15 protein-coding genes, 1 pseudogene and 1 riboswitch are annotated in these 13,538 nt (G+C 59.3%); of the genes and pseudogenes, 13 read left to right on the top strand and 3 right to left on the bottom strand.

Features of this window, described 5'->3' with window-relative positions:
• Positions 1–175 precede the first annotated feature (175 nt).
• Together EKN07_RS09205 and EKN07_RS09200 are read left to right on the top strand one after the other, a co-directional pair.
• Positions 176–496, top strand: a pseudogene (locus tag EKN07_RS09205) (GNAT family N-acetyltransferase); the annotation flags it as partial.
• A complete protein-coding gene (locus EKN07_RS09200) occupies positions 493–1,338 on the top strand; it encodes a Sir2 family NAD-dependent protein deacetylase (protein ID WP_108716312.1) in 846 nt (281 codons plus the stop codon). The pseudogene EKN07_RS09205 and the gene EKN07_RS09200, both read left to right, overlap by 4 nt.
• Positions 1,339–1,692: 354 nt before the next feature.
• Here EKN07_RS09200 and EKN07_RS09195 read toward each other — a convergent pair whose 3' ends face one another.
• Complete coding sequence (locus EKN07_RS09195) at positions 1,693–2,331, bottom strand: TrmH family RNA methyltransferase (protein WP_240611494.1); 639 nt, start codon at positions 2,329–2,331, stop codon at positions 1,693–1,695.
• A gap of 127 nt (positions 2,332–2,458) precedes the next feature.
• Complete coding sequence (pyrE, locus tag EKN07_RS09190; protein WP_108716314.1) at positions 2,459–3,031, bottom strand: orotate phosphoribosyltransferase; 573 nt, start codon at positions 3,029–3,031, stop codon at positions 2,459–2,461.
• 256 nt (positions 3,032–3,287) lie between these two features.
• On the opposite strand from pyrE, the gene EKN07_RS09185 reads away from it, so the two are divergent.
• From EKN07_RS09185 to EKN07_RS09135, 11 genes are all read left to right on the top strand, one after another.
• Positions 3,288–4,607, top strand: a complete 1,320-nt coding sequence (locus tag EKN07_RS09185) for a hypothetical protein (protein ID WP_206435707.1) — start codon at positions 3,288–3,290, stop codon at positions 4,605–4,607.
• A gap of 13 nt (positions 4,608–4,620) precedes the next feature.
• Entirely contained in the window at positions 4,621–5,049 is a 429-nt protein-coding gene (locus EKN07_RS09180) for a hypothetical protein (protein ID WP_108716316.1), read from the top strand.
• Positions 5,050–5,113: 64 nt separating this feature from the next.
• Complete coding sequence (locus EKN07_RS09175) at positions 5,114–5,563, top strand: DUF236 domain-containing protein (RefSeq protein WP_108716317.1); 450 nt, start codon at positions 5,114–5,116, stop codon at positions 5,561–5,563.
• Positions 5,556–6,155: a hypothetical protein gene (locus EKN07_RS09170; protein WP_108716318.1), complete on the top strand. Its 600-nt coding sequence runs from the start codon at positions 5,556–5,558 to the stop codon at positions 6,153–6,155. The genes EKN07_RS09175 and EKN07_RS09170 overlap by 8 nt, the downstream gene beginning before the upstream one ends.
• Positions 6,152–6,592: a hypothetical protein gene (locus tag EKN07_RS09165; protein ID WP_108716319.1), complete on the top strand. Its 441-nt coding sequence runs from the start codon at positions 6,152–6,154 to the stop codon at positions 6,590–6,592. Before EKN07_RS09170 ends, EKN07_RS09165 begins: the two co-directional genes overlap by 4 nt.
• Before the next feature lie 64 nt (positions 6,593–6,656).
• Positions 6,657–7,103 (top strand): hypothetical protein, encoded by a 447-nt coding sequence (locus EKN07_RS09160; RefSeq protein ID WP_108716320.1) that lies wholly within the window; start codon positions 6,657–6,659, stop codon positions 7,101–7,103.
• Complete coding sequence (locus EKN07_RS09155; protein ID WP_108716321.1) at positions 7,096–7,743, top strand: hypothetical protein; 648 nt, start codon at positions 7,096–7,098, stop codon at positions 7,741–7,743. The genes EKN07_RS09160 and EKN07_RS09155 overlap by 8 nt, the downstream gene beginning before the upstream one ends.
• Before the next feature lie 121 nt (positions 7,744–7,864).
• Positions 7,865–7,967, top strand: a riboswitch (TPP riboswitch).
• Positions 7,968–8,016: 49 nt separating this feature from the next.
• Entirely contained in the window at positions 8,017–8,697 is a 681-nt protein-coding gene (locus EKN07_RS09150) for a YkoF family thiamine/hydroxymethylpyrimidine-binding protein (RefSeq protein ID WP_108716322.1), read from the top strand.
• A complete protein-coding gene (locus tag EKN07_RS09145) occupies positions 8,690–9,481 on the top strand; it encodes an ECF transporter S component (protein ID WP_108716323.1) in 792 nt (263 codons plus the stop codon). The genes EKN07_RS09150 and EKN07_RS09145 overlap by 8 nt, the downstream gene beginning before the upstream one ends.
• Positions 9,465–11,405: an ABC transporter ATP-binding protein gene (locus tag EKN07_RS09140; RefSeq protein WP_164505526.1), complete on the top strand. Its 1,941-nt coding sequence runs from the start codon at positions 9,465–9,467 to the stop codon at positions 11,403–11,405. The genes EKN07_RS09145 and EKN07_RS09140 overlap by 17 nt, the downstream gene beginning before the upstream one ends.
• Entirely contained in the window at positions 11,402–12,142 is a 741-nt protein-coding gene (locus tag EKN07_RS09135; RefSeq protein ID WP_126146237.1) for an energy-coupling factor transporter transmembrane component T, read from the top strand. The genes EKN07_RS09140 and EKN07_RS09135 overlap by 4 nt, the downstream gene beginning before the upstream one ends.
• A gap of 129 nt (positions 12,143–12,271) precedes the next feature.
• Here the strand turns inward: EKN07_RS09135 and EKN07_RS09130 are convergent, their stop codons facing one another.
• Positions 12,272–13,417 carry an acyl-CoA dehydrogenase family protein gene (locus tag EKN07_RS09130; RefSeq protein ID WP_108716740.1) on the bottom strand — a complete coding sequence of 382 codons (1,146 nt, stop codon included), beginning with the start codon at positions 13,415–13,417 and terminating at the stop codon, positions 12,272–12,274.
• Between the last annotated feature and the right edge of the window lie 121 nt (positions 13,418–13,538).

Below are 13,538 nucleotides of genomic sequence, written 5' to 3'. Positions count from 1 at the left end.
AGACGGCCGACTTCTGTCTGCGTGGTAGTGGGCCTCTCACACTTCCGCCAGCCACCGAGGGGTCGGCCAACCACTATCTTCCCGCTGTCCCCACTTACATCTTCTACCGACCCCACCGACACCTTCAGCCCCACTTCCTCGACACAAGGCGTACTTCCACCCTCCGTTCCGAAATGTTTTCTCCACCACCTGCCAGGCTGCACCGCGCTACGCTGGCACTATGGAAATACGAGATTCCGAGCGCGGCTTCGAGGCGATTATCGACGGCCAGGTAGCCGGGTTCATCGACGTCGTCGACGACGGCGCCACCCTCACCCTTCCCCATACGATCACCGACCCAGCTTTCGGGGGCCGAGGCGTCGGTTCAGCCCTGGTGCGCCGTGCCATTGAACAGGCGCGTACCACGGGCCGAGCCGTGCGGCCAACCTGCTCCTTCGCCGCGGCCTGGATTGCCAAGCATCCCGACGACGTCGCCGGAATCGAGGTTCTGGAATGATCAGCGATATCACGCAGGCGGCTCAGGCTCTCGCTGCAATGATCGCTGGGAAGAAGACTGTGGCAATCACCGGAGCCGGACTCTCCACAGACTCGGGCCTACCCGATTACCGCGGCAAAGGATCAACCGAGCAACCGTCAGTGTACTTTGATGACTTCGCCTCCGATCCGGTATGGCGCCGCTGGGTGTGGCAGCGCAATCAGGAGACGTGGCGCGCCGTCGACGCCCTTTCCCCCACCGCCGGGCATCGCGCTCTGGCACGGCTGGAACAAGCGGGACTCGTCGTCGGCGTCGCCACGCAAAATGTGGACAACCTGCACCAGAAAGCCGGGGCACGTAGAGTTGCGGAACTACATGGCTCGTTCACTCGAGTCACCTGTATTAGCTGTGGGGCCGAGTTTCCACGCGAGCGCGTCGACGTCGAGTTGCGGCGCCTTAATCCCGGCCTCACGGAGGATCCCGACCCCCGCCATGCGGCAATCCTCGCCGGTGCCGACCGCGAGGCCGCGCAGGCCTCAACGTTCGTCGTTCCCCCCTGCCCGCGCTGCGGCGGCATACTGAAACCAGCGGTGGTGTTCTTCGGGGAGAGTCTGCCCGGCCAGGCGATGCAAGACTCACTGGACATGGCCCGCGAGGCGGATGTGGCACTCGTCGTCGGAACTTCACTTGTGGTGATGACCGGCATGTTCGTGGTACGGGAGGCACTCGCCACTGGATCAACGCTTGCGATCATTAGTCGCGGCGGCACCCAGGCCGACCCACTGGCCGACCTGCGGATCGAAGCGGGGGCTTCCGAAGTACTGCAACGCACGGCAGAGCTGTTACTCGGGATCGAGAGCTGAGCATTCTCGCGACCAGGTCGTGGATTCTCGCCAGTGGTGAGCTACCGGCAGCGCCCGGGCGGGCGCGCTTCCATCACCCCTCCGATTCATGGTGCGCATTGAACCGGGTAATCTCCACCTGCGTTATTCGTTGGCAGCTTCACGGTCTAACTGTATTGCGGCATCGCCCAACTCCCTGCCAACACCGCATGGCGACCGACAGTGATCGGGACACTCCGCGCCCTTGCTGTAACGAAACACTCCGCGCCCTTGCTGTAACGAAACACTCCGCGTCCTTGCTGTAACGAATCTGCGGGCCCTTGCTGTAACGAAACACTCCGCGTCCTTGCTGTAACGAATCTGCGGGCCTGCGCACTAGCTTCGATGCTGTACCACCCACCAGTGCATGGCGATTGCGGCGGCGGCTGCCACGTTAAGCGAACGGGTGGAACCGTACTGCTTGATGCGCACGGCCTGCTCGCACACGGCCAAGAGTTCATCCGAGATCCCGGTGGATTCCTGCCCGAAGACCAACACGCAGCGCTCCGGCAGGTGGGTTTCCTCAAGCGCGGTGGAGTTTGGCGGATTGTCGACGGCGACCAGGTGGTAGTCATTCTCCCGTGCCCACTGCGCCAGATCGACGGGAGCGGCGTGGTGCAGGATATCGAGGTACCGATCGGTGACAAGCGCTCCGCGACGGTTCCACCGGTGGCGCCCCACGATGTGTACACCGCCCACATTGAATGCATTACCAGAACGGACAATCGACCCGATATTGAGATCGTGTTCAAGGTTCTCGATGGCGATGTGGAGGGCGCTGCGGTCGCGGTCCAGCTCCTCGCGAATGGCCTGCACGCTCCAGTAGCGGAACCGGTCCTCGACATTGCGGCGGTCGCCATTCGCCATCAGTTCCGGGTCGAAGCGCGGATCGTCCGGCCATGGTTGCGGCAGCGGCCCGACGCCGACGTCGCGCGGCGATTCCGTCATCCGGGTGGCGGTGTTGGTACTGTCCATGGCTGCTACCGCACCATCGATACCCGCTGCGTCTTCTACCGCCGGCAATGCTTCTTCTATCTCTGGCAATGCTTCGCTTCCACCATGTTGTTCGGGCGAACTGCTGCGGTTCTTCATAAGGCCCTGCTTATGCCTGCGGGTCAAGCCCGAGGTCGGCGAGATTGAGAGCGGCAAGATATGGCACACCTTCAGCTTCGATTCGCTCTTTAGCGCCGGTTGCCCGATCCACGACGACGGCGACGGCCAGCACGTTCGCCCCGGCAGCGCGAGCGGCGTGCAGGGCATGTATGGGAGAACTGCCGGTAGTGGACGTGTCTTCAAGAATGACGACGTTGCGCCCGGCAATATCCGGCCCTTCAATTTGCCGCTGCATCCCGTGATCTTTTGCCTCTTTACGCACGACGAAGGCGTCTAGGTCCAGCCCGCGTGCGGCGGCCGCGTGCATGATGGCGATAGCCACCGGATCGGCACCCATGGTCAATCCGCCGACGGCGTCCACCTCGCCAGGGCCAAAACCGGCTTCTTCCAACATGTCGAGCATGACATGCCCGATCAGCGGACCCGCCTCATGATGCAGCGTGGCACGCCGCATGTCGACGTAGTAGGTGGAGGTGCGACCGGAGGCAAGCGTGAACGTGCCGTGTTGGATCGCGAGGGCCTGAACTAGCTCAACAAGTCTGTTGTGATGCGAATCATTCACAGGTCAAGCTTAGCGGGTGCTGGACGCTGACCAGGCAAGACGTTGCCGTAGCGGTCACGCGCCGCTGGAATTCCTGTGAACAAGCCCCCAAAGAGTCCGAGTACGTAGTAGCATCACACGCATGACACACCAGTTCTACTCACAGTTGGATACGCTCATCGGGCAGCTCAAGCGCTCTGCGATTGATGCCTATATGGTGTGGACTGTACAAGGTGGAGGTCACTTTTCACTCAACCCTAGTTCGTCAGAATACATAATGTATGAGAACCGTGGGGTAAATTACTTCGTGACACGACCCAACGAGCACGGGGACGGAGGAGGTACGCTATCCAGCGAGGATCACCGTAATTTCATCCGTGGCGAGTACAACGAAGATCCGGCCAATTTCTGGTCTGACCCCGATCAGTTCGGCCGGGCGTTTGACGAGGTTCGAGCGACGATTGATTCGATCCTCGAACCATGGACCGATCTGCCATCGCTTGACGGGTTTGACGTGCAACTTGAATACTGCCGCAAGTTGATGGGGATGCTTGCCAGCTCGGGTAGTACTAGCAAAGGAAACCTCGTGCCCGGTGGCTTAATCACGGACGATATCGATGCCATCGAGCGCAAGATCGAGAACATGTCCGGCGGTGCCATCGGGGCCTTTAAACAGAAGTTCGTTGACAAACTCGGCTCAACCGTCGGTAACCTACACGCAGTCGCCACTATTCTTGGCGCAGCCATGGCCTCCGAACGCGAGGTGATTTCACAGACCCGAACTGCTGTTGCTGACAATGTCGCTTACGCTACGGAGACATTCGACATGATTGCGCAATGTCAAACGGCGCAAGACAACATCACTTTGAAGATCGCCGCAGGAGCTGCAAAAGCAGCAGCACTCTTCCTGTCCGGTGGAGTTGCCACAGCCGCAGAATTATCCGCAATTGGACTAGCCACCGTCTCCGAAATCCCCGAGAAAGAGTACAAGTTGCCAGAAGGAGTCAGAACCTACGAGGAAGGTATAACATGGGTTAAGAGCCTTTTTACCTCTATCAACAACGATGTTCTACGTGGAGAACAAGCAATCGCCACCAGCCTCACGAAGAACATGGAACAGATGCATACCGATCATGGCAACTATGATTTAACTATGCCACCGATTTCCACCGTTGACGGCATCAATATCGAGAAAGAAGCCGTAGTCGATGTCGGACTCATCAACGAGATCATTACGACAAATATGCCAACAATGGCCGACAATCTCCGGGATGCCTCATCGAAGGCGTTCCTCATCATTATGTCCTCCGTAGCCATTCGGGATCCCAATGTCGGTTTGGGCCTGGCTGGCCCCAATCACGAGTTCGACGATCTCAGTTATACGCTCCGGCAGCTTCTCTCCGACCTCGCGGCAGAGGTTCAACTTGGCAAGATCAATCTTGAGAAAGTGATGAATCTTATCTTAGAAACGGACAACGCCAGCAGCGACAGCCTTAAGGAAGTCGTGGATCAGATCGAAAACCGTACCTTTGACCCCTGGGACACATCCCGCTCAAAGCTATTCCCTCCACGCCCCGGCCAGGATGAAGCACTCTGAGGAGCAGATATCAGTGAAAAAACGACGTTTCTACACCACCCGCGCCTTCTTCGCCGTCATTGCGATTGCCTACATCGGCTGGCTACTTCTCGACAATCCGAGCTTTCAGGATCCGCGCACCCGAACAAAAATCGCCTGCGCTGCAATTGCTGCACCGATTTACGAAACCCGCACCGGAGGCCTAGCCACCCCTGATGACGAAGCCTATGCAGCACGCAGTGAGTACCTCGACTCACCACTTCGCTACTACCCAAACGACATCGACATCGCCTGGGCCCAAGGCTGCGAAGTCGCTCGTATGAGCCGACAAACACATATCATCCTCGCCTCCCTACTCGCCACCATCATCTTCTTTTCCATCCCGCCGAGACAAAAGGGCAACACAGGCAATCGAGACCAAGGAGAAACCGTCGATAGCGAGCAGCCGTCACAGGACACCTAACCCGCAACAAGTTGTAGCAACTTCCTTCACGACAGACGCACAACCACTCCACTGAAAAGGAGCCATGCGACCACAAGTCTCTTTCAACGGGCGTGTTGTCCGTATTGCTGTGATAGTAATCGCGCTGTTTATCCTGGGATGGTTGGCCCTGACCAAACCAAGCTTCCGTGACGGCGACCTCAACATGGCCGTGCACTGCGCCCCGATTATCGCCCCGACCTTCGGCGCAGTACCAGACACCGCACAACCCGAGGAGCAAACCCTCGCTGCCTTCGATAACTACGCCAACGAGATGAAACTTGACGAGGCCGAGCGAAGATCCTTCACCAGGACCTGGAGAACCAGCTGTCATACGGCGCGTATGGACCGGCGGATCGAAATACTCTTCCTTAGCGCTGCAAGCCTTATCGTTATCTTCTCCATCCCCTTCCGTGACCGAATAACAGTCAACCTGCCCCACCGAAAATCACAACCTACACGCCAGGCAACCCCAGGCTGGAGGCACCATGTCTAACCCACACACCACGGAACCGTCCCCTACCAACACCTCGACGAGCGATACCCGTTACCACATCACCGCCACCTTTATCCGCTTCCTCGTCCTCTTCATCGCTACCTACGGCATCTGCTGGCTCGCGGTACACGAGCCCGCCTTCCACGACAAGGCCTACACCGGAGCCACCGTGCATTGCACCCCAGTCTTGAAGGCAGGATTCGGCCCCACGAATGCGGGCGTTTGGAGGCATGATATTGACTCCTCCAATGCCCGTAGTAACTACCTCGATGCACAGCCGGACGATGAGTACACAGCCATGCGCGGTAGGCTCAATGCAGCTTGGCGTGACGGTTGCATCGCGGCGCGTGAGAATCGGGAAGCGCTGATTGTTGCTCTCACGGCCGCTACTCTCGGAGTTTTCTTCGCGATCCCGAAGAAAGCCCGTATCCCGCTGCCGATTCAAAGACATCCCGCCTTGGAAGACGACACCGTGGCACTACGGCACGGCAACGCATCCACACACAGCGAGCCATCAACTAAAGCCGACCCCGCCCGGTTCGCACCCAAACCAAGTAACACGGCAACCACGGAGAGCGACACCATGCCATGAAAAAGCGACGTTTCTACACCACACGGGCCTTCTTCGCCGTCGTAGCCCTTTTGTATATCATCTGGTTCCTCTTCAGCAATCCCAGCTTCTACGACTACTACGCCGAAGTAAAGGTCCAATGTGTCTCCGTCGTTTCCCCCGGATACGGCCAACGTTCAGGTGAGATTGTGGAATTTGACAACGATTCGGTTAGCGCTTACAACCAGTACCTAGAATCGCAGAGGGACGGAAATCGGACGATCAACAACGTTGACCTCAAACAGACCTGGGCCCAAGGCTGCGAAGTCGCTCGTATGAGCCGACAAACACATATCATCCTCGCCTCCCTACTCGCCACCATCATCTTCTTTTCCATCCCGCCGAGACAAAAGGGCAACACAGGCAATCGAGACCAAGGAGAAACCGTCGATAGCGAGCAGCCGTCACAGGACACCTAACCCGCAACAAGTTGTAGCAACTTCCTTCACGACAGACGCACAACCACTCCACTGAAAAGGAGCCATGCGACCACAAGTCTCTTTCAACGGGCGTGTTGTCCGTATTGCTGTGATAGTAATCGCGCTGTTTATCCTGGGATGGTTGGCTCTAACCAAGCCAAGCTTCCGTGACAGCAATATTGGGCGTGTGCATTGCGCTCCGATCATCTATCCAACATTCGGCGCAGTGCCAGGCAACGTGGTCCAGCCCGACGAACAAACCCTCACCGCCTTCGATGAGTACGCCGACGATATGAGCTATGGCGACGACATACAAAAAATGCTAAAGGCATCTTGGCCCACGGCCTGTCATGTCGCGCGCATGGACAGGCGGATCGACATCCTCTTCACCGGCGCCGCCTCACTCGTCGTTGCTCTCTCCATTCCTTTCACGCGATGCGTCACCATCACACTGCCACGTCGAAAACCTCGCCCCACACGCACCACTCCGGAATGGAGGCATCATGTCTGAACCACAAACTCCAACACAGACATCGGCACTATCTGACCCAGCAATGAATGACACCCGCTACCATATCACCGGCACATTCATCCGCTTCCTCTTCCTCTTCATCGCCACCTATGGCATCGCCTGGCTCGCACTACACGAACCCACCTTCCACGACGACACCTACACCGACGCCACCGTCCACTGCGTCCCTGTTTTCAAACCGGGATTCGGCAGCTCCCCAAACGCCGTTCTGAGATTCACCAGCGAGGCAGGCAACGCCCGCCAGGACTATCTTGATGCACAACCCGACGAACTCTATAGCGAGGCAGATGGGATGATTGATGCTGCGTGGGTTAACGGTTGCATAGCAGCACGGGACGCTCGCGAGTCACTCGTCGTCTCCCTGACTTTCGTCGCCTGCGGCATCTTCTTCGCCATCCCGAAGAAACTTCGCATCCCGCTGCCGATCCAGAAGCAATCCGACTCGGATGACGACCAACCCACGACGCAACAAACCGGAACGGCTCCCTCTCCCCTCATGAAACCGGTAGCTGCAGCAGGCAACACCGATCCCACCCGGTTTGCACCAAAAGAAACCACCACACCCACCACAACCCGAACGATCGAAGAGCCTGCGCAACAACCAAGTGGCAACAACTGAGAAGTGCGGGTCATCATCGGAATCCCCAGCATCGCGAACAATAAGGGGCAGTCGCTCCCCGAGGCGATACTAGGCGACAGATGGGCGGTGTAGTCGCCTGGGATCTCTAGTCGTGGTAAGGTCGAAGACGCACGGGAGCCCAGATCGGGCTGAGAGGGAGCACTGCTCCGACCGTTGAACCTGATCCGGGTAATGCCGGTGGAGGAAGCGATCTCAGGGGACGCGCCATAGGGGGTGCATCCTTCTCCCGGATATAGAAGGGAGAATTCCCTGATGTCTCCGAAACAACCAGCCGCGATACCGACCACGGTCGCCGACCCGCTGGCTTTTGGCGTTGGTGCACGAATCACCGCCGCAATTATGTCTGATCACTTTGCCGACCAGATTCTCTCAGCATTGGCTCAAACTGATGCCACCGGCCTCGTCGTCGAAACCGGCGATGTCAGCACATATCTCGGCGGAGAGGAAGCCACACTTCTCCGCTATGTCACCGACCTGGCGGAGGCCATTGCGGCAACCGGAGCACACGCCTCCATCACTCTGCTCCTGTCACGCGGGTGCCCCGGCGAAGTCGCCTGCTCCACACCCGGCCGTGTCAGCCCTCGTGTCGTCGATACTCCAAGCGGGCGCGTGACCGGCCGATACGCGACCGCCGAATGGACTCTCTATCCTCTTGCCGACACAGCGGCACTCGGTGGCACTCCCGACCACATGCGCGATATTGCAAAGGCGATAGACATCGCGAAGGAAAGCGGCGTCTTCCGCGGATCGCACCACTTTGTCACTCGACTCGCCGGCGACATCGGCACCATCCTCGCAAGCGTATTCGCCGCATGGGTGCACGTGGGAAACTCCGTTCAGCATGTCACTTCGCATCTGACCTTGTCACTCAACAGTCCGTCACATACCACCGATGACATTTCTCCACTCGTGGCAGGAGGAACCGATGTCTGAGAAGACGGACCACGCACCCGCGAAACCCACCCGGCGCGGCCTCGCCATGCGTGACATCGTCCTACTGGTGATGCTCGCCGTCGTCTTCGGCTTCCTGTACTGGGCCTTAGTGCAGGCATGGAATGCCCTCGCCATCGCTATGGGGCCGGGTGGCGACCTTGCCCAGCACATCTTGTTCGGCGGATGGCTGCTGGTGGCGCCGATCGCCATTGCGATTATCCGGTACCCAGGAGTAGGAGTTATTGCGGAGGTCATCGCCGCCGTTGTTGAGGTAGTATTCCTCGGTTCTCCGGTTGGCCCCATGCTACTTCTCTCGGCAACGCTACAGGGCTTAGGTTCGGAGTTGCCCTTCACACTGACCCGCTACCGCCGCTTTGGATGGGGAATCTACGCGCTATCGGGCGCCTGCGGAGCTGCGGCTGTTTTCGTTCTCAACGCTTTCCGCTCAGGCTGGTGGGGACAGTCCATTATCCTCGCCCGTTTCGGTATACAGGCGGTCTCCGGCCTTGTCCTGGGCGGTCTGCTCGCAAAAGTCATAGTAGAAGCACTACGTTCTACCGGCGTTTTGGACGATTTCGCCATCGTGCGGGAGGGTGCACAGCGGTCGGAAGATGCGCCGTGGTCAGAAGGTACACAGCGGTCGGATGGTGCACAGCGGTTACCCCGGCAGAACCGGCCCGCATCCCGCAGCACATCGCAACACCCCACCGCTCCGACCCGAGCAGCGGAAGCATCACCACACGGCGAAAGTGATACCGGTACCTCTTATGACAAGTACCAGTAACGACCAATCCGGTACCGGCGACCGCGTGGTTGTGCGAGCACGGGACGTAAGCTGCCTATTCCCCACCGGTACCGGCGTCGGTCCCTTGACCTTCAGCCTTGAGATGGGTGAGAGCGTGTTGCTGGTCGGCCCGACCGGCTCGGGGAAATCCAGCCTGATACGCCTGTTGCACGGCGCCATTCCCAACGCCTTCGCTGCCAGAGTCAGTGGAGAACTCGAAGTCACCGGACGCAGGCCACAGGACCATCAGGTCTATGACCTTGCCGACCTCATTGGCGTGGCAATGCAGGATCCCGAGTCGTCGATATGCCTGTCCGATGTTGACGATGAGGTCGCCCTTCCGCTGGAGAACCTCGGATTTCCCGCTGCACAGATGGAACAGCGGATCGGCTGGGCACTTCGCATCAGTGGCGCTGAAGGGCTACGGGGCAGAACAACACAAGCCTTATCAGGCGGCGAGTTACAACGTATTAGCCTGGCCACCGCCGTCGTCGCACACCCCCGACTACTCCTCTTGGACGAACCTACCTCCATGCTCGACGCCGACGGAATCACCGCTGTACGCGAGACCATCACGTCTATCCGCCACGAAACCGATGCGGCGATGATACTGGTCGAGCACCGCCTTGATGAACTGGCAGCCGCCGACGGATTGAAAGGACTGCCCGACCGCTGGCTCGTACTCGGCCCGAGCGGCGAACTGCGTTGGGACCTCCGGATATCCAAGGCCCGTTGGGGTCAGGTCCGTGAACTCATCGGGCAGGGCTGCTGGCTGCCCATTGATGTGGAGTTACGGGCGCTCTTGGGAAACGACGCCGACGACGCGATCATTGGAGAAGCCGGTGAGATCGACATCGAGACAATACGATGCAGAGTCGGAACCGGCAACGACTTCAGCAGCGGCGGCAGTTTCGGCACAAGCCGCACTTTGAGCGCTGGCAACGACTTCAGTACGGGCCACGACTTTGACGCCGACGAAGGCTTCGAGACCGCCCGCACCGCCTCGCAGCACAGTACCAGAACGAAACGAGCCGTCGTCGTCGCTCGCGACCTCGCCATAACGAGGACCATTCGACAAAAAACTGATCCACCTGTCGTCGCAGGAATCAACTTCACCTTATACGCGGGGGAACTAACAGCGCTTGTTGGTTCCAATGGATCCGGGAAATCAACCCTGCTGCATACTCTTGCCAAGCTAATTCCGCCGCATAGCGGCACCGTCCAGGCACCACGCGTCGGCGTCGTGTTCCAAAATCCCGAGCATCAGTTCGCCGGACGGACCGTTCTGGCTGAAGTGGAGTATGGGCTGAGCGACCGTGCACCTGCCGGAGCACTGCTGGCGGAGTTCGGCCTGACACCATTTGCCGACCGTGATCCATTTCGGCTTTCCGGCGGGCAGAAACGCCTACTCAGCCTGGCAGCCATACTGGCACACAACCGTCCCGTTCTCCTTGCCGACGAGCCGACTTTCGGGCTGGATCGGCACGCCGCGATCTCGGTAATGCGGTGCTTGCGTCAACACGCCGACGGCGGTGTCTGCGTCGCCGTCTCCAGCCATGACATGCGGGCGGTAGCGGCATACGCGGATCGCGTGATCGTCCTCGCCGACGGGAGGATTGTGGCAGATGGGCCTCCGGCTACCGTTTTTGCAGACCCTGCTCTCTGCGCCGCGGCACATCTGTGCCCGCCACGGTTGGTAACCGAGCTGGCGGCATGGACTGCAGAACAAGAGAATCGCGCTCAACCGTACTCCGGCCGGGTACATCAACCCGTCCATCACACGGCAGGAACTACGGCAAGAGGGAACAGTCAGGCACCGGTTGATCAAAATCCCCCGCACCAGGCTTCACGCGACCATACTCGAAGTGAGCTCTCCCACCTATTACAAGCGCTTGACGACATGGCATTGGAAGCGGGGCGATGATACGAGACTCGTGGCTGGCGAGGCGTCATCCACTGGTGAAAGCCGCTGCTGTCCTCGCCGTATCCATTGCGGTTCTATTCCTCTTCCGACCACTGCCGATTCTCGTGCTGTACACGACGGCGCTCGCCGGAGTACGTGCAGCGGGCCGTGTTCCCTGGCGGACGATCATACTCTCGCAGATCCCCTTCCTCTCCTTCGCGATGGGGATCGTTCTCGTTAACGCCATGAGCAGGCCGGGGCTCCGCTTATGGGCAACGTTGCCGGTGCCGATCACGATTGAAGGGCTCTCAATCGGAGCCGCTCTCGCATTACGCGCCATGCTGATCGGAGTGCTCACCGTAGGTTTTCTCGCCACCACCCGGCCACGCGACCTGATGATCAGCCTCATCCAGAACCTACATCTCAGCCCTCGTTACGCCTATGCGATTCTGTCCGGCCACCGCATGTTGGAAGCCATGCCCACTCGTTGGACGACGATTCGCGCCGCACAAGCGGTGCGGGCACCCCTAACACGAAGGGGGGCACCGCGCCAAGGCGTCAAAAGCTTCGCCCGCGCTGCCTTCGCCCTACTGGTCACTTCTATCCGCTCATCCGAGCGAATAGCGTTGGCGCTCGAATCGCGCGGCTTGGGCCGTACGGGCCACACCATCCGCGACCCGATGACCTTCTCCTTTGGTGACCTTGTCCTGTTATTGGCGACCATGTGTGTTTTCGCCTTGACCGTCATACTGGTATGACACGTTACCGAGCTGGATCCTGCGAATACACCTAACTTATGCGATAGGCATCAAGGAATGCTAAACGTAGGAGAAGGACAATCCTCCGGGTGTGGGCGCCACCTCCCCGGCGGCCCCCACACCCGCGCCTCACTTCGTATGCTCACGCACGATCTGGCGGCCCGCCACATGCACCATGATCTCGTCGGTGCCGCCGCCGAATCGATGCCCGCGGGCGTCGCGCCACAGCCGCTCCACACGCACGCCCTCAGTCACGCCGACGCCGCCATGAATCTGCAGGGCGTCGTCGCACACCTCGAAGGCGGCGATTGAGCAGTACCGCTTGCACAGGGCGGCCTGCTTGCGATCGAGGCACTTGTTGTCGACCATCCACGCCGAGTGGTAGATGATGTTCTTCATGTTCTCGATCTTGATCGCCATATCGGTCAGCTTCTCCTGAATAAGCTGGAAACTACCGATCGGCTTCCCGAACTGTACGCGGCTAGCCGCATACTCGGCCGCGTCTTGGAAGGCAGCCTCCGCCAGCCCAAGTGACTGTGTGGAGGTCATAATGCGCTCTACCTCGAAGTTCTTCATCAGCTGCACGAAGCCGTTGCCCTTGACGCCTACGAGGCAGGACTCGTCCACCTCGGCATTGTTGTAGTAGATCTCGGAGGAATCGGCGGTATGCCAACACATCTTGTCGATCGGCGTCAGCTCAATTCCGGGAGTATCGGTAGGGACCAGGTACATCGAGATGGCGCGGCGCGGATCCTCGGCGTCGGGATTGCGTGCCATTGTCAACAGGTACTTGGTTCCCACCGCGTTGGTGATCAGCGTCTTTGTTCCGTTGAAGTAGACCTTGCCGTCACGATGCTCTGCAGTCATCTGCATACTCGAGGAGTCCGATCCGGCCTGCGGTTCGGTGAAGGCGAGTGCAAAGGGCACACCGCCGTCGGCAAGTACCGAGAGTACCTGTTGCTTCTGCTCCTCCGAGCCGAACTCCAAAATATCCAGCACCTGCAGGATTTCCGTGGCGTATCCGAGGTTGAGCCCGCGCGCGGCAACCCGCTCTCCGATCATGCACATGGTGACGGTATCGATGGGCGTGCCGCCGTACTCCTCGGGGAATCCCAGCGTCAGGAATCCCGCCTCATGCATCGCCTTCTTGAAGGCGACCGGCTGTTCATGTTTGGCGTCGACCTCGGCAATATAGGCCGGTGTTGCGTACTCGTCGAGCAGTTCATCGAGGCTTGCCAGCAAGAGTTCCTGCTCTTCCGTCAGGCTGAAATCCATCGTTGGTTCCTTTCCGGTTGTGTAGTTATGCGCGGTTCCGACCATCCTCTTAGAACAGGAAGCCGTTATCCACTTCTCGCTCACCGGCAACTGTGCCGTACGACGACGAAGGGGCGGAGCC

It is taken from the genome of Actinobaculum sp. 352, assembly GCF_003957265.1.
Taxonomy (GTDB): domain Bacteria; phylum Actinomycetota; class Actinomycetes; order Actinomycetales; family Actinomycetaceae; genus Asp313.
The sequence above is the reverse complement of the archived record's forward strand: the minus strand, read 5'-3'. Positions and strand labels throughout refer to the sequence as shown.